Source organism: Bifidobacterium merycicum DSM 6492, from assembly GCF_900129045.1.
Lineage (GTDB): Bacteria > Actinomycetota > Actinomycetes > Actinomycetales > Bifidobacteriaceae > Bifidobacterium > Bifidobacterium merycicum.
Genome location: NZ_FQTX01000002.1, coordinates 281,772 through 303,942 on the forward strand (window position 1 = coordinate 281,772; position 22,171 = coordinate 303,942).

General features: G+C 59.9%; 16 protein-coding genes and 1 tRNA gene. 15 read left to right on the forward strand and 2 right to left on the reverse strand.

All coding sequences use genetic code 11. The features are described 5' to 3' along the window. Nucleotides 1-202: 202 nt before the first annotated feature. From BUB29_RS03735 to BUB29_RS03790, 12 genes are all read left to right on the forward strand, one after another. Entirely contained in the window at nucleotides 203-964 is a 762-nt protein-coding gene (locus BUB29_RS03735) for an ANTAR domain-containing response regulator (RefSeq protein ID WP_033521699.1), read from the forward strand. 22 nt (nucleotides 965-986) lie between these two features. Further along, entirely contained in the window at nucleotides 987-3,857 is a 2,871-nt protein-coding gene (gene polA, locus BUB29_RS03740; RefSeq protein ID WP_033521697.1) for a DNA polymerase I, read from the forward strand. Between the two features lie 80 nt (nucleotides 3,858-3,937). After that, nucleotides 3,938-4,894 (forward strand): Nif3-like dinuclear metal center hexameric protein, encoded by a 957-nt coding sequence (locus tag BUB29_RS03745; protein WP_051914869.1) that lies wholly within the window; start codon nucleotides 3,938-3,940, stop codon nucleotides 4,892-4,894. A 229-nt stretch (nucleotides 4,895-5,123) separates the two neighbouring features. After that, the gene (locus BUB29_RS03750; RefSeq protein ID WP_051914905.1) at nucleotides 5,124-5,693 is read left to right on the forward strand and encodes an NUDIX hydrolase; all 570 of its coding nucleotides are present in this window, start codon (nucleotides 5,124-5,126) and stop codon (nucleotides 5,691-5,693) included. 141 nt (nucleotides 5,694-5,834) lie between these two features. After that, nucleotides 5,835-7,976 (forward strand): glycogen debranching protein GlgX, encoded by a 2,142-nt coding sequence (gene glgX / locus BUB29_RS03755; RefSeq protein ID WP_107315230.1) that lies wholly within the window; start codon nucleotides 5,835-5,837, stop codon nucleotides 7,974-7,976. 1,049 nt (nucleotides 7,977-9,025) lie between these two features. Then, the gene (locus BUB29_RS03760) at nucleotides 9,026-9,892 is read left to right on the forward strand and encodes a hypothetical protein (RefSeq protein WP_033521695.1); all 867 of its coding nucleotides are present in this window, start codon (nucleotides 9,026-9,028) and stop codon (nucleotides 9,890-9,892) included. Further along, entirely contained in the window at nucleotides 9,889-10,590 is a 702-nt protein-coding gene (locus BUB29_RS03765; RefSeq protein WP_143155142.1) for a hypothetical protein, read from the forward strand. Before BUB29_RS03760 ends, BUB29_RS03765 begins: the two co-directional genes overlap by 4 nt. Beyond that, the gene (locus tag BUB29_RS03770) at nucleotides 10,563-12,218 is read left to right on the forward strand and encodes a SpaA isopeptide-forming pilin-related protein (RefSeq protein ID WP_033521691.1); all 1,656 of its coding nucleotides are present in this window, start codon (nucleotides 10,563-10,565) and stop codon (nucleotides 12,216-12,218) included. Before BUB29_RS03765 ends, BUB29_RS03770 begins: the two co-directional genes overlap by 28 nt. A gap of 162 nt (nucleotides 12,219-12,380) precedes the next feature. After that, entirely contained in the window at nucleotides 12,381-13,061 is a 681-nt protein-coding gene (locus BUB29_RS03775) for a hypothetical protein (RefSeq protein WP_143155143.1), read from the forward strand. 15 nt (nucleotides 13,062-13,076) lie between these two features. Beyond that, nucleotides 13,077-14,042 (forward strand): SpaH/EbpB family LPXTG-anchored major pilin, encoded by a 966-nt coding sequence (locus BUB29_RS03780; RefSeq protein WP_152571757.1) that lies wholly within the window; start codon nucleotides 13,077-13,079, stop codon nucleotides 14,040-14,042. A 238-nt stretch (nucleotides 14,043-14,280) separates the two neighbouring features. Further along, on the forward strand, nucleotides 14,281-15,255 hold the full coding sequence (locus tag BUB29_RS03785; protein ID WP_081888363.1) for a class C sortase: 975 nt from the start codon (nucleotides 14,281-14,283) through the stop codon (nucleotides 15,253-15,255). Between the two features lie 177 nt (nucleotides 15,256-15,432). Then, complete coding sequence (locus BUB29_RS03790) at nucleotides 15,433-16,692, forward strand: hypothetical protein (protein ID WP_033521684.1); 1,260 nt, start codon at nucleotides 15,433-15,435, stop codon at nucleotides 16,690-16,692. A 30-nt stretch (nucleotides 16,693-16,722) separates the two neighbouring features. Here the strand turns inward: BUB29_RS03790 and BUB29_RS09670 are convergent, their stop codons facing one another. After that, nucleotides 16,723-16,983, reverse strand: a complete 261-nt coding sequence (locus tag BUB29_RS09670) for a hypothetical protein (RefSeq protein WP_033521683.1) — start codon at nucleotides 16,981-16,983, stop codon at nucleotides 16,723-16,725. Nucleotides 16,984-17,557: 574 nt separating this feature from the next. On the opposite strand from BUB29_RS09670, the gene BUB29_RS03800 reads away from it, so the two are divergent. Further along, nucleotides 17,558-18,331: a DUF1829 domain-containing protein gene (locus BUB29_RS03800; RefSeq protein ID WP_033521679.1), complete on the forward strand. Its 774-nt coding sequence runs from the start codon at nucleotides 17,558-17,560 to the stop codon at nucleotides 18,329-18,331. Between the two features lie 338 nt (nucleotides 18,332-18,669). Beyond that, nucleotides 18,670-19,272: a hypothetical protein gene (locus tag BUB29_RS03805; RefSeq protein ID WP_051914871.1), complete on the forward strand. Its 603-nt coding sequence runs from the start codon at nucleotides 18,670-18,672 to the stop codon at nucleotides 19,270-19,272. Between the two features lie 365 nt (nucleotides 19,273-19,637). On the opposite strand, the gene BUB29_RS03810 is transcribed toward BUB29_RS03805, so the two are convergent. After that, a tRNA-Pro gene (locus tag BUB29_RS03810) sits at nucleotides 19,638-19,711 on the reverse strand. A 164-nt stretch (nucleotides 19,712-19,875) separates the two neighbouring features. Here BUB29_RS03810 and BUB29_RS03815 point away from each other — a divergent pair. Then, entirely contained in the window at nucleotides 19,876-22,017 is a 2,142-nt protein-coding gene (locus BUB29_RS03815) for an elongation factor G (protein ID WP_033521677.1), read from the forward strand. Nucleotides 22,018-22,171: the final 154 nt, after the last annotated feature.

The window sequence follows — 22,171 nt, forward strand, 5'->3', positions numbered from 1 at the left end:
TCGGACGGGGTGGGGTGGGTTTTGTCTGATTCTGGGGAAAGGGGCGGCAAGGTAGGTGAAAAGGGGAGCCCCACGGGGATGTCTCATAATGTGAATCAATGGTTTGACGTAAAGCCCTTGGCTGGCCCGCTTATTGTGTTATTGTGGTGGCTTGAGAGTTACATTTGGAGCGTTTTCGAGTCCAAAGAAACGAGGTTGATTTATGGTGTCTAGCACAAGCGAAGAGGGAATGGAACCCGTGCTGACGGCCGAGGAGCTGCAGGCCGCCGCCCGTGCCGAAGAGGCTCCCGAGGAGAATGAGAATCGCAAGCGTACCGTCGTGGTCGCCGAAGACGAGTCCGTGAACCGTATGGATCTGGTCGGCATGCTTGAGGACAACGGCTACGAGGTCGTTGGCGAGGCCGCCAACGGTGAGGAAGCCGTTGAGCTCGCCCGCAGCAAGCGCCCTGACGTGGTCTGCATGGACGTCAAGATGCCGCGCATGGACGGCATCACCGCAGCCGGCATCATCTGCGACGAGAACATCGCCCCCGTGGTCATGCTGACCGCATTCTCCCAGCCCGACCTGGTCAAGAAGTCCACCGGCGCCGGCGCCATGGCTTACGTGACCAAGCCGTACGAGGAATCCAAGCTTATTCCGGCTCTTGAAGTCGCCATGGGTCGTTTCGCCGAAATCAACGACCTGCTCGACAACGTGGAGCGTTCCGAAGCCAAGCTCAAGGCCACCGAAGACGAGCTGGCCAAGGCGCAGGCCGATCTGCAGAAGGCTCAGGAAACGCTGGAAGAGCGCAAGCTCATCGACCGTGCGAAGGGTCTGCTGATGGACAAGGCCGACTTCTCCGAACAGGGCGCGTTCCGTTGGATTCAGAAGACCTCCATGGATCAGCGCATCCCGAAGAAGCATCTGGCCATGGCCATCATCGAGAAGTACAGCGATCCCAAGCCCGCACGCGACGATCACTGAGAATCAAACCGATACCGAACCTATGATTGATACCGTATCCGACGAAACGCGCGGAACGCTGCTGGTCGTTGATGGCCATTCGCTGGCGTTCCGCGCGTTCTTCGCTCTTCCCGTGGAAAACTTCTCCACCTCCTCCGGTCAGGCCACCAACGCGGTCTGGGGCTTCGCGACCATGCTCGCCCAGGTGATCGACGCGGAGAAGCCCGACCATCTCGCCGTCGCATTCGACGTCAAAGGCGGCACGTTCCGCAACACCATGCTGCCGCAGTACAAGGGCACGCGCGACGCCGCCCCCGAGAACCTGCTCAGCCAGCTGCCGATCATCCAACAGATGCTCGACGCGCTGGGTGTCACCTACATCGAAAAGCCGGGATTCGAAGGCGATGACGTGATCGGCACGCTCGCCACGATGGGCGAACAGGCGAAATACAAGACGCTTGTCCTGTCCGGCGACCGAGACGCATTCCAGCTCGTGGACGACTGGATCACCGTACTGTACCCGGGGCATCACTTCAAGGACCTGAAGCACATGACGCCCGAGGAGGTGCTCGCCAAATACAAGGTGACACCCGCGCAGTACCCAGATCTGGCCGCGCTGCGAGGCGAAACCGCCGACAACATCCCCGGCGTGCCGGGCGTGGGCGACGGATTCGCCGCCAAATGGATCAACCAGTATGGCTCGCTCGAAAGCATCTGCGAACACGCCGAGGAGATCGGCGGCAAGAAGGGCGAGGCGCTGCGTGCGAACCTCGACCAGGTGAAACTCAACCGCAAGGTCAACGCTCTGGTGCGCGACATCGACCTGGGAGTCTCCGTCGATGATCTGACCTTTGGCGGCATCGACGTGGACAAGCTCAACGAACTGTTCTCCTCGCTGGAGTTCGGTTCCCGCACCAAATCCCGCGTCCTCAAGACCTTCAACGGGGGAGTGGCGCCGAAATCCAATGGCGGCACGGGCGTCGGCGAGAACGGCAACGGCAAAGGCATCGAGATCTCCGACGTGGAACACGCGCAGGACGCCGAAACCCTGAACACATGGGTGGCCAAGCACCTGCCGAACCCGACTGGCGTGCTCACCGATGCCGGTAACGATGAGTCCGACGGACGATTCTCCATCGATCATGCGCTGCGCTGCAACGGTGACGTCGAACACTCATGGGTCATCAACGCATCCGGCAACGCCAAGCCGGGCCGCGTCACAGCGAACGCGATCACCCTGCAGCATGGTGATGCCGTGCTCGTCATCGAAATACGCGGGAACGCCCTGCCGGACGCCGCATTACGCGACGCGCTGAACGACATCCTCGCCAAGTACGCAGGCGCCATGGTCATGCACGGGTACAAGGAACAACTGCACCTGTTCGCATCCCTCGGCATCAGCCTGCCGCAACCCCTGTTCGACACCAAGCTCGCCGGCTACCTCGTGCAGCCCGACTTCCATGCGGACACGCTCGAACAGGCCGCCGCCCACTTCCTCGACCTCCACGTGGAGGAGAAGAAGGAGGAAGCCACCCAAGGGCTGCTCGATCTGGATGACGACACCAACACGGTGGGGGAGGAGTCGCAGACCTCGACCCTGCTGCAGCATGTGGGCATCATCGCCGAACTCGCTAGGACGCTCGCGCCGCAACTCGACCAGCGCGAACAGTTCGGCCTGCTGCGCAGCCTCGAACTGCCCGTATCCCGTGTGCTGTACGGCATGGAATCGCAAGGCGCGAAGGTCGACATGCATCGTCTCGACACCATGCGCGACACCTTCGCCGCGGAAGCCCGTCAGGCGCAGGAGATCGCATGGGATTTCGCGGGCACGAACGTGAACCTGCAAAGCCCCAAGCAGTTGGGCAAGCTCCTCTTCGAAGACATGGGCCTCAAACCCACCAAGCGTACGAAGACCGGCGGCTACACCACCAACGCGGACGCCCTGCAGAAGCTCTACTTCAACTACGCGTCCGATGAACGCGCCAGCGGATTCCTCGGCGCACTGCTCAAGCACCGTGAAACGAATAAGCTCAAGCAGATCGTCGCCACGCTCATCGACGCCACCAATCCGTCCGACGAGCGCATCCACACCACGTTCGAACAGACCGTGGCCGCGACCGGACGCCTGAGCTCCGTGGACCCGAACCTGCAGAACATTCCGAACCGTAACGCCGCCGGGCGTGAGATCCGATCCGCGTTCGTGCCGGGTGAAGGATTCGAATCGCTGATGAGTTGCGATTACTCGCAGGTCGAACTGCGCATCATGGCGCACCTGTCCGGCGACGAGTCGCTGATCGAAGCGTTCAAGAGCGGCGTCGATTTCCACAAGTACGTGGCGAGCCTCGTGCACGGCGTGCCGGTCGATCAGATCACGCCCGACCAGCGCAGCCACGTGAAGGCGATGAGCTACGGCTTGGCCTACGGTCTGAGCTCGTACGGTCTCGCGCAGCAGCTCAAGATCCGCCCCAGCGAAGCGGATGCGCTCAAGGCGAAGTATTTCGCCACGTTCGGCAAGGTGCATGATTTCCTGGAATCCTGCGTGAGCAGGGCGCGTGAGCTTGGCTACACCGAAACGATGTTCGGGCGCAGGCGCTATTTCCCAGCCCTGCGGTCCACGAACCGTGCGGCCCGGGACGCGGCCGAACGCGCGGCGTTGAATGCGCCGATCCAAGGCAGTGCGGCGGACATCATGAAGATCGCGATGATTCGGGCGAGCAAGGCGCTGGCGGATGCGGGTATGAACAGCCGCATCATCCTGCAGATCCACGATGAACTCGTGGTGGAGATCGCGCCGGGGGAGACCGAACAGGTGACTGCCCTGGTGCGCGACGCCATGGAAAACGCCGTGCATCTGGATGTGCCGTTGGACGTGTCCACGGGTGTAGGCGCGGACTGGCAGCTCGCTGCCCACTGATGAACTGAAAACAACGCGTGTGCCTTCCCGGGAACAAGCTTGGAAAGGCACATGGGAAAACAAAACATGCGGAAAGGGACATGATGAGGCTCAAGCAGGTCGTCGACGTACTGGAAACGCTCTACCCGCTGCGATACGCGGAAAACTGGGATGAACCGGGCCTCATCGTGGGCGACCTGCGCCAGCCGGTCACGCGCATCGCCTTCGCCGCCGACCCGACTAGCGCCATCATCGATCAGGCCATCGCTTGGGGCGCGGATCTGCTCATCACCCACCATCCGCTCTTCTTCCGCTCTGTGCACCAAGTCTCCGGTCTCGGTTTCCGCGGCGATCTCGTCACCAAGCTCAACCGCGCCGGTTGCGCCCTATGGGTGGGGCACACCAACGCGGACGCGGCGTGGCGTGGCGTGGGCCAGGCCGCCGCCGACTACTTCGGCCTCATCGACCAGAAGCCGCTTGCACCCATCGACGATCCGACCGCGCCCCACCCCGTCGGTTTGGGGCGCGTGGGGCGCTTGAGCAAGCCCATGACCTTGGGGGCGTTCGCCCGCCGTGTCCATGCTGAAGTCAACGAGCATGGCATGGCCACCGCGCTCGGCATCCAAATGTGCGGCGACCCGGACACCCTCGTCTCCACCGTCGCGATACTGCCCGGTTCCGGCGACTCCCTGTTCGACGAGGTGCGTGCCACCGGCGCGGACGTGTACGTGACCAGCGACCTGCGCCATCATCCTGTCACCGACGCCATCGAACAAGCCCGCTACGAGGCCGCCATGCGCGCCGAAGGCATCGAGCTCGGGCACGGCGAGCCCGGCCAAGGCGAACCGCACGTGCGCCCATGCTTCATCAACACTCCGCATGCGGCCATCGAATCCATGTGGTTCAACTACGCGACCGAGGATGTGCCCGCAGCCCTCGCCGCAACCACCGGCGAAGAGGTGGAAACGAACTGGATCCGCACCACCACGGACCCATGGACATGGCTCATCAACAGCGCGGGCATCGCCAGCGCCACCGGTCCTGTAACAGCCGAGTGACCGGCGGCTAGCGAAGCAACCAACAGCTGTTGATCGGCAATCAGCAATCGGCGATTAGCGAAGGCCGACGCCGCACAACGGTGACCCGGACGGCACGGCAGGAAGGAACGGGAAAACCATGAGCGAGATTACGGACACAACCGTGGAGAGAAACGGGCAGGCGAAGGGCGCCACCACCACGGGAAGCGCGGTGGACGCGCGGCTCGCCGCCCATGGTGACGGCATCGACATGTCCGTTCCGGCGAAACTCTTGGAAAGCCATGAAGTCTACCGCGGGGCGATCTTCCGCGTGGAGGACACGGTCGTAGGCTTGACCACCACGAGCGGCGAACTCGTCCGAATCCGCCGTCAGGTATTGCGTCACGCGCCATGCGTGGTGATGCTCGTGCACGACACGCTCACGGACCGTTACCTCATCGAACGCGAATACCGTATCGGCAACGATTCGTTCGCCTACGGACTGCCTGCCGGGCTGATGGACGACGGCGAGGACGCGCGCGAGGCTGCATTGCGCGAACTGCGCGAGGAGACCGGCGTGACACCCATCGCGCCGGATCGCATACGCATCGATCACGTCATCGACTGCTACTCCTCCGAAGGCATGACCGACGAACTCGCCCACATCATGGTGATCCACTTGGACGGATTCAACCGCGTCGAACGCCATTTCGACCAGGATGAACACGTGGAATCGGCATGGGTCGGCTGGAACGAACTCCTCGCCACGCACGTGACCGCAAGCAACTCCGTCATCGCCATCCAACACGAACACATCCGCAGACTCCGCGAAAACGCCTGATCCCACGCCCCTCCAACCACACACAACCACCCTCCAACCAACCCGCAACCCCACCGGAAACACGCGGCAAGATGGGGGCATCTTGTGGCGGAAGTCACAAAAACGAAGCACAGGGGCAGGGCGCGTGGGATAATGTGTAGCATGCATATACGACCGGGATCCATGTATCCGCTCGGCGCAAGCTACGATGGCGCCGGCGTGAATTTCGCATTATTCTCCCAGGTGGCCGAAAAAGTCGAACTCTGCCTGTTCGACGAAGACGACCACGAAACACGCGTCGAGATGACGGAGCAGAACTCCTACGTCTGGCACAACTACATACCCGGCCTGCAGCCGGGCCAACGCTACGGCTACCGCGTCTACGGGCCATACAACCCCGCGCAAGGCCAACGCTGCAACCCCTCGAAGCTCCTGCTCGACCCGTACGCCAAAGCCATCGAAGGCAACATCGACGACGATCCGAGCCTGTTCTCCTACGACATGTCCAACCCGGGAGACATCAACGCCATCAACACCCAGGACTCCGCGGCGCACACCATGAAGTCCGTCGTCGTCAACCCCTACTTCGACTGGGGCAGCGACCAACACCCGGGCATCTCATACCACGACTCGGTCATCTACGAGGCACACGTACGCGGCATGACCAACCTCAACCAGGATGTCCCCCCGGACATCCGAGGCACCTACGCGGGCCTCGCATACCCGTCCGTCATCGACTACCTCAAGAAGCTCGGCGTCACCGCCATCGAACTCATGCCCATCCACCAGTTCGTCAACGACTCCTTCCTCCAGCAGAAAGGCCTCAGCAACTACTGGGGATACAACACCATCGGATTCTTCGCGCCACACAACGCCTACTCCAGCGTGGGCGAACGCGGCCAGCAGGTCAACGAGTTCAAATCCATGGTCAAGGCCTACCACCGCGCAGGCATGGAAGTCATCCTCGACGTGGTCTACAACCACACCGCCGAAGGCAACCACATGGGCCCCACCCTAAGCTTCAAAGGCATCGACAACCAGGCCTACTACCGTCTCGTCGACAACGACCCATACCACTACTTCGACACCACAGGCACCGGCAACTCGCTGCTCATGCGCTCCCCGCACGCCCTGCAGCTCATCACCGACAGCCTGCGCTACTGGGTCACCGAAATGCACGTCGACGGCTTCCGCTTCGACCTTGCAGCCACCCTCGCACGCCAGTTCCAGGAAGTCGACAAACTCTCCGCCTTCTTCGACATCGTCGAACAAGATCCCGTCATCAGCCGCGTCAAACTCATCGCCGAACCATGGGACCTCGGCTCCGGCGGCTACCAGGTCGGCGGATTCCCCTCCAGCTGGTCCGAATGGAACGGCCGCTACCGCGACTGCGTACGCGACTTCTGGCGCTCGCAGCCGTCCACGCTGCCGGAGTTCGCGTCCCGCCTTATGGGCAGCTCCGACCTGTATGAGGTGAACGGCCGCCGACCGGTCGCGTCGGTGAATTTCATCACCGCGCACGACGGTTTCACGCTTAACGATCTGGTGAGCTACAACGAGAAGCACAATGATGCGAACGGTGAAGGCAACCGCGACGGTGAAAGCAACAACCGGTCGTGGAACTGCGGCGTGGAAGGCGAGACCACCATCCGCGATGTGAACGAGCTTCGCCAACGTCAGATGCGTAACATGTTCTCCACGCTGCTGTTCAGCCAGGGCATTCCGATGATCTGCGGCGGCGACGAGGTGGCGCGCACCCAGCAGGGCAACAACAACGCCTACTGCCAGGACAACGAGATCTCCTGGACGCACTGGGATCTGGATGACGACCGCAAGGATCTGCTCGCGTTCGTGTCGAAGCTGATCCACTTGCGTCTGGAACATCCGGTGCTGCACCGCCGTAGGTTCTTCACCGGGCGTACCAGCGGCGACGATCCGGATGCGATCCCGCAGATCGAATGGTTCGACCATACCGGTTCCATCATGGATATGAACGACTGGCAGAACACGCATGCGTTCTCGATGATGGTGTACCTGAACGGCGCCGACATTCCCGAGATGGATTATTACGGCAACGCCACGGTCGACAACGACTTCATCCTGATTTTCAACGCCCACTACGAGCCCATCCAGTTCACGCTGCCGGACGAAAGCTACGGCAGTCGGTGGAAGTTGGTGGTGGACACGCATAACCCGGATGGCCCCGAGCTCAACTACGAGGCCGGGTTCGCGATCACCGCCCAGTCCAGGAGTTTCATGCTGCTCATGAGCGAGGACAAGCCGGAGCAGCGTCACCTGTTCTGATCTTCGTTTCTCCGGTTGGATATCGGCGTGTTGCCGGTCCGGGAGCACTCCCGGACCGGCAACACGCCGTTTTTGCATGTTTTTGCATGTTTGCGCGTATGTTTGTGTGAACGTCTATAGGCGTAACTTGACGGTTTTAGATGCGTCCTGCCGCTTTGCCGACGCGAATCCGTATGCTTTCGTGGTATGGCGCGCGGGCTGCTCCGGCTTGAATTGTCGCGGTTTTGCATGCCGGTTATTGACATAATACATTGAAGTGTTCATTTCACGACAGCTTATGTGAAGATTCTGTGAAGGGGGCGTAGGGATTGACGTTTTGTCCAGTTCTCTCTGAACGTCGTGATAAAAGGCGATTTGACGTCTTTCGGACGGCAAACGTTCACACCCCTCTGCTCTGTGGGGACGCGCGGTATATATCCCGTGTCGGTTTAGTGATTCGATAAACAGATAAACCATGTCATGATGTTCAGTATCGTCCGGATTATCGCCGGACTTTGAGCCATCGGTCTTTTGCTACGTTGGGAGCGTCCATACAAGGGACAAGGGATTGCCGACACCGGACAAAATCGGGATCAGCGTAATCATCATAATCATCACAATTCGGGTATTCATGGGAGAAGACTATCCAGACAGGCATTGCAGCCTGCAAGGACACGGTTCTCCGGTGGCCGCCGGCATGCCCATTACGAATAAGAAGTCGTCCGGAACGGATTCCGACCATGATGGCACGGCCGTCCCGGGTGACACACAACGGAAGGAGGAGATCATGGCGAAGCTGAGGAACACGGGCTTCGGCAGAGCCGAAAACGGTCCGAGAACGGCCGGAACGGTACGACGAAGGTCCCTCAGAACCTACGTGGGAGTCGTGATCACGCTGGGCATGATCGTGGGATTCCTCGCACCCACTTGCGCGTATGCCGTCGGTAACGGCACCGTGGGCACCGCGCAATACGACGACGAATCCGTTTCGGAGGTGTCCATCCAACAGGGGGGAGGGGAATGTCGCGGCAACGCCCCAAGGCTCCGGCCCCATCGACGGTACGAGCGGTGTGAACGCCGTAATCAGCACGAACGGCACAAACAATGGCGCCATCAAGGAAGACGGCGCAAGCGATACGCCCGTCGCAGGCAAATCCGAGGAGAACGGCGGAACCGCCGATAGCCAACGGAACAACGCCACCGGGGAAACGGTCAACGCCGCGACGAATGAGGTGGCCAGCGGCACGCAGGCCGGTGAAGCGGACAAGAAAAACGATGACATGAAAACTGCCAGCACGGTAGTCATCGATAACACGAAAATCATGTTGGCCCCACGCATCACCACGGCCGCCCAGGCCAATGCCGTCAATGGCGAGGTCATCCTGCCTCCCAGCTGGGATGATGACATGAACCACATCTTCTATGACCGGGTGCTGCGCTTCCTGATCGATCAGGAAATCAAGAGGGAATTTAGGGGTGTGGATCTGTCCGACAGTGCAACCTTGGATATTCTCTCCTGGATGACCGGCGATGACAATGCCAACAATACGTGGGACCTGTACAGTGCCTATGATGCATGGAGGAAACAGAAGATAGCCGCGGGGACGTTCAATGAGAAGGAAGACCGCATCAAGCTCCTTAACGGCATCCAGCACCTGACCAATCTGGAAACGATCACCGCGAAGAACACCCCCAGAGGGGAAGGTGTAGGCTTACAGACGTTCGCCTTCCCTGGCATCGATGCCGGGGCCAGCATTCCTGATTTGGAATTGACGTATAACAACCTTCACATTTTCCCGAGCATCATTTTCCCGGAGAGGCAGGGGAGATCCTACAATTTGCCAAAAACCCGACGTAGTCCTATTCCGTCACGCAGGATATGTGCCATCACGCAACGGTCACCTATGTGCGTGACGGCGAAGGTGGCAAGAAAGTGAAATTCCTCGGAGACATCTACAAGCTGTGCAATGATAACGGCTCGGCGAATGACATGGACGCGTGTACGGTGCCGATTTTCGACGAGTCTGCCGACAAGGATAAGGAAAACTACAATACCGTCAACGGGCTGACCGTGGGAAGCAAAACCCAGATAGGCTTCACCGCCACCGCTGGAGGCAACGAAGCGGCGGACGGCCAATTGTACCGGCAAGTAGGTTATGAATACATAGTCATCAATGCCGATAGCCAGCATAACCGCGATGTTTACTCCTTCAGCTACGGCTATCACCTATCGGTGAACTATCTGAGCACGGTCAAGCAGAGCGGCACCACCAAGGTACTGGGCGATTTCAAATTCAAGAAAACCAGCTCCGGCAATCCCGCCGTCGTTCTGAAGAACGCTGAATACGTGTTGAAGACCACCGACGGCAAGTATCTCACCGGCACACACCGTGATGATGCCTATTGGATCGACACCGACGACAATGGCGCATTGGTCACCACCACCGACAAGTCCAAGGCCCTGCGACTCGTCACCAACAGGGAAGGCACCTTCACCGTGCGTGGCGTGCCCGGATCCAAGGACGGTGTGGACTCTACCTGCTCGAAGAGACCAAGGCCCCGGCAGGCTACACGCCGTCCAACAGCGACGTGCACGTCAAGGTGCGCGTGGCGGCCGACCTCGTCACCCAGGTGACCGGCGGTGAAGGCGCGCAGCAGACCGTTACCGCCGATTCCATCAAGGCCGATGCCTCCGACAGCGACGAATGGGTGCATTCCACCAGACGCCTGACGCTGCCCAGAGGCCAAGCCAACCCGAATGCAAATCGCAGTCAATACGATTACGCCAGATCGGGCGATCCGATGCTTCTCAGAGGCACGGATGGCAGCACCGCAAGCGCGCAATCCACCAGAAACGCCTCCGACTACGACGGCGGCGCCGACCTGTTCATGAAGAACGGCGGCAACCAGGTGACCTTCTCCGCCGTCGCAAGCGAAGGCGCCACGCTGCCCGAAGGCTATCAACTGGAACGACAGGAATCCACACTCACCGACGGCACCGGCACAACACTGCTGAAAAGCAGCGACGCCAACGCCCTCGGTAAGGTAAGCGACTACGTCAACGACATCATCGACAACTCGAAGATGACCAAGACCACCGACTACTACAACGTCAACACCGTCGCCATCTACCACGATTCCACCAGCGCCGACACCCTCAACAACTTCATCGTCTCCAACGACGGAAACGGCGACCAGAACGTCCAACGAGACGAAGTGAAACCGCTCCAAGTCACGTTCAACGCCACCAAGAAACTGCTCAGGAACGGCGAGAAGCAACAGGTGAAAGCCGGCGAATTCAAGTTCAACTTGGAACCGGACGCCGCCTCCGCGGCAAAGGGCGCCACCACGTTCAGCCAGGCCACCGTCGAGGTGGGAGCCGACGGCACCGCCACATGGTCGCCGCTCACCTTCACCGCCGACTGGTGGAAGAGCCTGAGCGAACAAGCGAGAAAGAACCCCGAGGGAGTCCTCTACACCTATAAGATGAGCGAAGTCAACACCGGCAACCCGCGGTACGACTACGACACCACGACCTACAGCATCCGTTTGCGTATCACCGAAAAAGAGGAATACCAATACGGCATAACCAACGGTCTGACCTTGCGCGTCTACGTGAACGGAATAGAGAAACTGCACGCCTACAGCGCCGAAACCGACCCGGAGAACGTGCCCGTCGTGGCAGTACGATCGCAAACCGACCGCGACGCCACCTTCACCAACACCGAGAAGACAACCGACTTCGAATTTACCAAGAAAGACGGCGAAAGCGGCGACGCGCTCGCCGGTGCCGAATTCCAGCTGTACCGCTACGACGGCGACTGCGATGAGACCTGCAAGGCCACACCACTCGACCGGCTCAGCCCCGGCAAGTGGCAGCGCATCGACATACAGACCAGCGGTGGCGACGGCAAGGTGAAATTCGGCGGGCTCATGGAAGGCGACTACCGTCTCCTCGAGACCAAGACCCCAGACGGTTGCCTCAAGCCCAAGGGCCAATGGAACGTCGTCATTGATATGAGCAAAACCGAAAAGGAACAGCTCGTCATTACCGCGGTCACGGACGGCGCCAAACCGCCGGCATTCGAGACCAGTGAGGAGCAGGGCCTTTCCGTGGTGAACTATCATGCTACGTCCGTTCCGTCGACGGGCGGACGAGGGCTGATGATCTTCACTCTGGCAGGTGCGACGCTTGTGCTTGCCGGAACCGTGATAACAGTCAGGAGGATGCGCGACTCGCAGGAACCGGCTGCCACGGTGTAAGCCGATACACCAGTCGACGCGGGCCCGGTCCGCCTCGGTGCGGCTCGTGCACCGGTCGGACCCGCGTCGACCGAACCACCATCAAACAACCATCATCGACAGAAGCCGGCGGGAGAAACGCCGGGTGCAATAACCACGAATACAAGTCCGAAGGAGGGCATCATGCCAGTAGAACAGTTGAGAAAAGGCATCGTCGCCGCAGTAGCCATCGTCACCGCAGCAACGGTAGGTGGTCTCGGAATCACCTCTGCCGCGAGCGCTTTGGAGGAAACCTCCACCGGCAGCATCACCGTCAGCAACCTTGCCGACTCCGGTGAGAGCGTTGACGTGACCGCCAAGGCGTACAAGATCATCGACGTGAACTATGACTACGACACCGATCAGCCGGAGACCCCGGAGTTCACCTGGAACTTCGCTATCACTGGATGGGTCAAGAGCAACTTCCCCGAGTACATCGGAGCCGATAACTCCGTGACCGGGGAATATGAAGGTCTGCCGAATGTCGAAGGCGAAACCACCTCCGGCATCGCCAACAACGAGACCACCGGCGAAATCGCCGAGTTCTTCGACAAGCTGGGCGCCAGCGGCAAGCTGGCCACCGTTGCCGGAAGCGCGAAGAACACGGGCAACAGCGTCACCATCAACGGTCTTGCCATCGGCGGCTACTACGTCGAGGTCACCAACAACAGCGACGAGTCCACAACCGCCAACGGTCTGTACGTGTATCGTGCGGTTGACGCGAACGTGCTCCCGAAGTACGTCGACAAGCAGTGGGTCGTGGACAACGCGACCATCGTCGCCAAGCGTTCCAAGCCGAGCATGGATAAGTCCATCAACGAATAGCGCACCAGCAGCGAGATCAACACCGGTCTCGACAAGCGCGACCAAGGTTCCGACACCGCATACATCGGCGAGAACGTCAAGTTCGACCTGCGCACCGACGTGCCCGCCTACCCGTCCAATGCCATCAGCAAGTCGTATTGGATCTCCGATGCGATGGATGAGGCGCTGACCTTCAACGACGACATCACGGTCGAAGGTGTCAAGGCCGACGGTTCCACCGTGGACCTGACCGGCACGGACGCGTATGTCAAGATCCTGAACACCAAGGACATGGGCGACCATGACGTCACCTTCCTGCTCAAGTTCGACTACGACAAGATCCGCGCGTACTCCAAGATCCACGTGAGCTACTCCGCCATCGTGAACGAGAAGGCCGTGGTCGGCACCGCCATCGTCAACCACGCCGAGCTGCAGTACAACAACAACCCATACAACGGCAACGACTACACCACCATACCGGACGATACCAAGGTCTATGTCTTCGGCATCAAGGTGAACAAGATCGCCGCCGGCACGAAGACCCCGCTGTCCGGCGCCGAGTTCAAGCTGCAGCGCAACGGCGAGACCTCCAAGTTCGTGGAAGTGAGCACCGGCGTGTACCGCAAGGCCCTGAACACCGAAACCGGCAGCGAGACCCTGGTGACGGATGCCAACGGCAAGCTCACCGTGTACGGTCTGAAGGGCGCCGACGATGACGGCAACCAGCTGACCTACCAGCTGGTGGAAACCAAGGCTCCCGGCGGCTACAACAAGCTGGGCGCGCCGATCGACGTCACCCTCACCCCGATCCAGGACGAGGCCAAGGACTACACCGGCCACCTCGAGGGCGAAAGCGAAATCGGCTACGTGGCCAAGGACGTGGAGAACAAGACCGGCAAGCTGCCGAAGACCGGTGGCATCGGCACCATCGTATTCAGCGTGTTGGGCGTACTGATGATCGCCGGTGGCGTGATGCTGGCCGCCTCCCGCAAGAAGGCGTGAATCGCATCGCATAAGCCGAAGCCGCACGGGCATGGCATGCGAAAAGCATGACATACGAAGTGCGGCGCCGGCATCGGCGAAACGGATGACGCTCCCACAGGAAAACGGGGGATGATTTCAGCAGAGTGGATCGGGTCGCATACCTGCAGCGTATGCGACCCGATTTTCTACATTCGACGGCATGTCGGTCCGGCGATATTCGCCGGGCCCGTGAAGGAACGAACAGAGGCTTTCCATCATGGCAGACAACGAATCAGGGCACACAGGTACAGGCGAGCGCGCAGGCGAGCGCGGCGGCGGAACCGGCGGCAAGCTCGGCAAGGCTCGCGACAAGGATCGCGCTAAGGGACGAGGTAAGGCCGGCCGTGTGTGGACCAACATCCTGGCCGTACTGCTCGTCATCGGCGGCATCGCGATATTTGCATACCCGAGCGTCGCCGACCTGCTCGCATCGAGGGAACACACCGAGGTCATCGACTCATACCAGAAGAAGACGGCCACCATGCCGTCGGATAAGGTCAAGGCGGAACTGGGTGCGGCGCGAACCTACAACGAGGACCTGAACGGCGATCCGGTGCACGATCCGTTCGTGAGCGACAGCGGGTACGTGCTGCCCACCAACTATTCCAACGTGCTCAACGTGAACCATGACGGGGTGATGGGATACCTGAGCATCAGCAGAATCTCGCTGAAACTACCAATCTACCACGGCACTTCGGAGGACGTGCTCGCCAAGGGCGTGGGACACATGAGCCAGACATCGTTGCCAATCGGTGGCAAGGGGACGCACGCCGTGCTGACCGGCCATAGGGGGCTTCCCTCGGGCGAGCTATTCACAAGACTCGGGGAAATGCGCAAGGGCGGCCTGTTCCGCATCGAAGTGCTGAACCGGACGATCACATACAAGGTGACGGATATCCGCGTGGTGGAACCGGATGAAGTGAATGAGCTGGTGATTGAACCGGGACGGGATCTGGTGACGCTGCTGACGTGCACGCCGTATGGCGTGAACACGCACCGTCTGCTGGTGACGGGGGAGCGCACCGCGAATGTGCCGGAAGGCGAAAGCGTGGGGGATTCCGCGGCGATCCCGACCTCACCGGACTGGTGGGTGAGCACCTGCCCGCTCGTCGGCGGGGCGGTGCTGGTGGGAACGCTGGGATTCGCCGCATGGCGCAGACGCCGTCGCAAACGTGCCGTGCGGGAACGCTGATACGCGCACAGCGGTAAAATCAGGCAATCGAATCGCAAACGTACGCGCCGAACGTAGAATCGAAGAAGCGTGGTTCCCGAGCATGCGCGACGGCGCATGCGTTCGCGGAAGGCGCCGCACCGAATCCGAAACACGGGTCCGGGATACGCGCATGGCGTTGGCGGAGGGAGAAACATCATGGTTCAGGGACGCCATCAACGTGCGGAAACCGGCGGCTTGATCTCATTCATCATCTGCGCAGCCGTGGGTGCCATCTCCATGAACGTCTACCTCGAATACGCGCCCGCCATCTGGCAGCTCATGCTGCGCCGCTTCATCGTCTGCTCCGGCATCGGCGCCGCCTGCGCCGTCGTCTCCTTCCTCATCGGCTACCTGAGCCAGTCGCGATCCATGAACCTGAAGCACGGTTGGCTCGTCATGCTGCGCAGGCTCATCGAATCCCTCGCGCTATCCGCGGTGTACGCGGCCACCACGTTCCTGACCTCGTTCGCATTGTTTAGCGTGATCAACGAAGTCATGGGTCCGAAGATCTTCGTAGGCTATATGTCCGCCATTTGCGCCGCGGTCTCCGGCGTGGTCGGCTATATGACCTTCGTGCAAGCGCGCATGATGAACGCGAAGACGCTGGCATCACTGCTCCCGTTCTTCATCATCTCCGGCGTATGCGTGGCCGGACTGACCACCGATGACCCCTACTGGTATCACAACAACTTCTCGCAACTGGGCGATCGCACCACTTTCGCCGCCACCATGTTCAACTCCACGCTCATGCTCGGCGGACTGTGCATCATCATTATCAGCTACTTCGCGGTCTCCGAACTCGTAACCACGGAACGGCTCACGCGCCTGCGCGGCAACGGCACGGGCGCAGGCGCGGGCGCAGACGAAGATGCCAGCGAAACGTCCGTCGGCGATTCCGGCAGGAATACCGGCAAGCGATTCAGAAGAACTCCCCGCAAAGCCGATGATCCGAACCATGGGTTCCTCATCCCGCATTACCGGTTGCGCACCGGCATCCTCAGCGTCATGCTCACGCTTTCCGGTATCGCCTTCGTCGGCATAGGCGCGTTTCGTTACACGCCGCACCCGATCCTGCACAACGTATTCGCGCGCGGCCTGCCGGTGCTCATGCTCATCCTGTTCCTGCTGCTGCCATGGCTCGCGCCGCGCCTGATCCGCACCGTGATGGTGATCTCCGACCTGATGCTCATGGTGTGCGCCGCGTTCGGCGTCGACTGGCTGATGGGCAACGTCACGCTCACTGACGTGGAAGCCTTAGCATGCATGGTGTATCTGGGATGGTTCATCGTGTTCTCCAGGCAGATCGCCGCACTCGAGGCGGACCGCATCGCATTGCAGGTCACGCAAACGCAGATTCGCCCAGAAACGAGCGAACAGGTACGCAAACTCGAATCGCGCATCGCCTCGGACCGATAAGTCACCGTTACCGAACGGTTTCTTCTGCTATCAGTTCGACGGGCCACGGCCGGGACGCGGATCGTACCGGTAAACCCGAGGATCGGCGTGGGACACGATATCGATCACCTGATTCTGCGTGCGTACGCCGTAATGCCTCCACCGGTACGGGAAGAACCCGCCATCATCCCACTGCTGCGCATCGGTCGAAACCGAAAGATAATCGAGCAGAGCCGACTTCTCGAACACAACCAGATACTTCCCGGTGCGGCTCTCAGGCGGATCGGGAGCGCAGTAGGACTCGTTGCGCACCTGGTAAATGATGTAATCCTCGAATACGAGCTCGATCCACGGACCGTCGCCCGGCTCTATAGGCCTGCAATCCCGAAGTATGCCCTCAAGCGCCGCATTGCCGCCATGCGAAGGCGAGGGATGCGGGGCAGCGGCGTCGCCGTCAACGTTGCCGAGTCTCGAACCGTTGATGACGATGCGCAGCTCGTTATCCCCTTACTCACCAAGCCCGCACAGAAAGGGAGCATGATCGTCCCGATCAACCAAACGGGCGGCATCCGAAAACGATATGCGTGCCTTCTTTCCTTCTGTCGTTTCTTTTGCCATTTCTTTTCCTATCGCGACCGCAGCTCCGATTTCCCTCTAGCATAATGGCGAAGTGGGCAAGGGCGTAGTTGTCGTGCCGATTCCGACAGGGCAACCTAGTGAATTCGCCGACAAAGCCGTTGTCGTCGGATACGACGCTTGCACCCCGACATCGAAGCCGGAACGCCGGATGGAAAAATAGGAGGAGGGGACATGTCGAAGAAGGGCAGGAAGCCGCATTGGACAAGTTCAACGTGATTAAGAAACCAAACTTCCAGGAGAGCCTGATATGAACAGCGAGTGCATCAAGCCTGACAAGCTCATCGAAGAGTACGGTGAATGGCTCAAGCGTGAGGCGTCCGCCAAGGACCTTGGAGATTGGAAGGAGATCACGCTCCCGATGCTCGACGGCTCCAACGACGGCCTGATCTTCTACGCCAAGACCGACGGCCACGGCATCATGTTCACCGATGACGGGTACGCGCTCGAATCGTTCCACCAGAACGGCGTCACACTCACGGATGCGAGGCGTGAGCGCATGGAGCGCATCGCGCACAAATACGGCGCCGGCATCAGGAACGGGCAGATCGTGCTCGAGTCCGAGGGGAGCTGCGCGGACGCGATGAACCGGTACGCGCAGGCGCTCCTCGGCGTCGGCTCCATGATGGAGGCCGTGCAGCACAGGGTGGCAGAGTACTTCGCCGACGACGTGGCCGCCGTGCTCGACGAATGCAACGTGTTCTACACTGCGAGCGTTGGAATCCGCGGCGTGTCCAAATACGAGCACAACTTCGACTTCATCTTCCAGCGTAGCGCAAACCATCCGACGCGCTTTTGCCAGGCGCCGAACAAGTTCGACAAGAACGCGGTGAGGGACATCATGTGGGGATGGGAGGACACCCGCAAGGCCAAGGAGCGTGCAGGGGCGAGGCTCGTGGTGATCGGCGATGACAGGGAAGGCCCGTTGCAGGACGGCGCGCTCGACGCGTTCACGAACTGCGGGGTGAGCGTGATCCCGTATTCGAAGCTCGCCGAGAGGGCGCCGCGGGAGCTCGCCGCGTGACGGACGAAAACACGGAACCGTCGCGAGGAAACCACGGAAACTGGGGGAAATATGTGAAAAACAGGATTCCCGACATGAAAACACGAATCGGCAATCGTCAAAGAATCTTCGACAACCCAAAAACGTTGGAAACACTAGGAAATGAACATTTTGCTGACGCCAGCAAAATGTTCGCAGCGAGAAAGAAGGAAATATGGACAAGGAAACCATCGCACAGCGGTCGTCACAGCTCGACTCCATGTCGAATATGGATCCGAACGGTGTTGAATTCTGGTACGCCAGAGACCTTATGAGGCCGTGTAACCATCGCCAACGGCGGAATCCGTTCCATCGACGATGTGAGGCTGACCCGTTATGCCTGCTATCTGGTGGCTCAGAACGGCGACCCGCGTAAGGAGGAGGTCGCACTGTTGCAAAGTTATTTCGCGGTACAGACGCGCACCGCAGAACTTCTGGAACAGCGCATGGGCGAGATTCTGCGCATCGCGGGCAGGCACGCATTGACCGCCGAGGAGAAACAGCTCAGCTCGCTTGCTTACAAGCGCGGAGTCGGGGAGAAGGATTTCGGTGTGATTCGCTCGCGTGGCGATCAGGCGCTGTTCGGTATAAGCACGACGGAGATGAAATTCAAACTCGATGTGCCGAAGGGGCGTCCGTTGGCCGACAAACTCCATCCGATCGCGGTAACCGCGAAGCAACTTGCCACACAGATGACGAACTATGGAATCCAGGAACGTGACTTGCATGGGGCTCCATCGATCACCAATGAGCATGTGAGCAACAACAAAGCGGTGCGGAGGAGTCTTATCGACCGCGGCATCGCACCGGAGGACCTTCCGGCGATGGAAGACATCAAGAAGGTCGAGCGCAGGGCGAAGCGCGACGAGAAACGTATCGAGGGGACCGGCTTCAGGAACGAGGACACTGAAGCCGGTGAATGAAGCATCCGGTATGCGAGCGTCTATGTGGGCGAGTCTGTGCACAAAACATACAAGTTGTCCATGATTCTTTGACAACTGATGGAAGGCTTGGAATTTAGGGGAATCAACGAGAGAACCATATCCGGGTGTGGTAATCGGTATCGATTGTCGCGTACCGAACATGCTGTTGGCCGACGTGATGGATGTGTGCGTGGATGCAGCCGAGGTGCTGCGCGAGCACATGCTGGAGGACTGACCTTGCGGAAGGGAGAGGGAAGAGGCAGGAATTAGCGGGAGGTTGCTCCGTGTTTGTACGGTTTTGTACCGGAAAATACTTCAGGAACGGGTCAAACCGTTCGAAACGCCTTTGTTCCCAACGGTTTTCGTCGGGCTGACAGGATTTGAACCTGCGACATTCTGCTCCCAAAGCAGACGCGCTACCAAGCTGCGCTACAGCCCGTTGCAAAAAGCAACATCAGCCATTGTACATGAGCACCCGACCCAACCACGACGCACGACACCCAAACCCACACCACACAAACCACCACAACACCACGCCCAAACCAACCACCCACCACGAAAACCACCAACCCCCACGACAAACACACTGGTAGGGTAAACACCATGAAGCGCATCGTAACCGGAATCCTCGCACACGTCGACGCAGGCAAAACCACACTCTCCGAAGCCCTCCTCTACAAAACCGGACAACTGCGCAAACCAGGCCGCGTCGACCATGGCGACGCCTTCCTTGACACCAACACCATGGAACGCGCCCGCGGCATCACCATCTTCACCGAACCAGCCATCATCCACACCAACGACACCACCATCACCCTCCTCGACACCCCAGGCCACGTCGACTTCTCCGCCGAAACCGAACGCACCATACGCGCCCTCGACTACGCCGTCTTCGTCATCTCCGCCACCGACGGCATCCAAGGCCACACCGAAACTCTCTGGCGACTCCTCACACGTTACAACGTGCCAACCATCCTCTTCGTCAACAAAATGGATGCACCAGGCGCCAACGCAACCACCATCCTCAACCAACTCCAACACCGCTTCCACGACGCCTGCATCGACTTCACCAACCCCGCGCTCGCCGACACCATGGAAAGCATCGCCATGCAGTCGGAACAGGCCATGGACGAATATCTCGACACGGGAACCGTGAACACCGCCACCATCCGCAACATGATTGAACGGCGTGAACTGTTCCCATGCTTTTTCGGATCCGCGCTCAAAATGGAAGGCATCGACGAATTCATCCACGGCTTCGCGACATACACGCAGGAACCGCAGTACGCCGACGAATTCGGTGCCCGTATTTACAAGATCTCCCACGATGCCCAAGGCAACCGCCTGACATGGTTGAAAGTGACCGGCGGGGAACTGCACGCGAAGACAATGCTGAACGGCGGCAGCGGTGAACTGGCCTGGAACGAGAAGGCCGACCAAATCAGAGTCTATTCCGGCGCGAAATACTCCACGGTCGGATCCGTCCCCGCGGGAACAGTATGCGCGGTGACCGGCCTGACCCGCACCTTCCCCGGCGAAGGCTTGGGATTCGAACAGTCGGCAGAAAACCCGATCCTGCAACCCGTCCTCACCTACACGCTGCTGCCCGGTGGCAATGACACCCACAAATGCCTGCTCGCCTTGCGTGAACTGGAAGACGAAGACCCGCTGCTGCACGTCGTATGGCATGCGCGCCTGCAGGAAATCCACCTGCAGCTCATGGGAGCCGTGCAACTCGAGATCATCCAGCAGATGATGCATGACCGGTTCGGTTTGGACGTTGAATTCGGCCCCGGCGCGATTCTGTACAAGGAAACCATCACGGAACCGGTCGAAGGCGTGGGGCATTACGAACCGTTGCGCCACTATGCCGAAGCCCATGTTCTGCTTGAACCGTTGCCGGCCGGCAGTGGTATGCAATACGCGACTGATTGCAGTGAGGACATCCTCGACCGCAACTGGCAACGACTCATCCTCTCGCATTTCCAGGAACGCGAACACCTCGGCGTGCTCACCGGCTCACCCATCACCGATATCAGACTCACGCTGCTCACCGGGCGTGCACACCTGAAGCATACGGAGGGCGGTGATTTCAGACAGGCAACCTACCGGGCGATCCGACAAGGGCTCATGGAAGCACGTGCCGGTGTACCAGATGAGACAGGAGCGTTCGATGTCGCGCAACGATTCGCGGGCGACGGCGACGATCACGACATCGAAACCGCTGACATCGACAGTATCGGCAGCGCCGATGCCGATAGCATCGATAACATTGGCGAAACACCGCAATGCCGCATCCAAGGCATGGGCAACTGCCGTCTGCTGGAACCTTGGTATCGGTTCCGTCTGGAAGTCCCGCAAGACATGCTCGGACGCGCCATGAGCGACATCCAACGCATGAGCGGCGAATTCGACCCGCCGCAGAACGACGCCGACGGCGAATACGCCGTACTGAACGGTACCGCGCCGGTCAGCGAAATGCGCGACTACGCCATGGATGTGAACGCCTACACGCACGGACGTGGCCATCTCGGCTGCACATTCGCGGGATACCGTCCCTGCCATGACGCCGAAACCATTATCAAGCAAGCGAACTACAATCCCGAATCCGATCTCGACCACACCACGGACTCCGTACTCTGCGCGCACGGTGCAGGTTATCCGGTGAAATGGTACAAGGTGCCCGAATTCATGCATCTGGACTACGCATGGGACGGCATGAGCTCACCTGATCAGCGCTCTTGAGTAGTGAGAAAAACCGGACGTTTATCGCACGCAGGCAATAAGGTGAAACGCAGCCGAACCGTGGCATGCTGGGCGGCGCTTTACGCCTGAAACACCTGACACCGTGCCACGGCGCAACACGCGACATTTACGACAACAGACAGAGGAAACACCC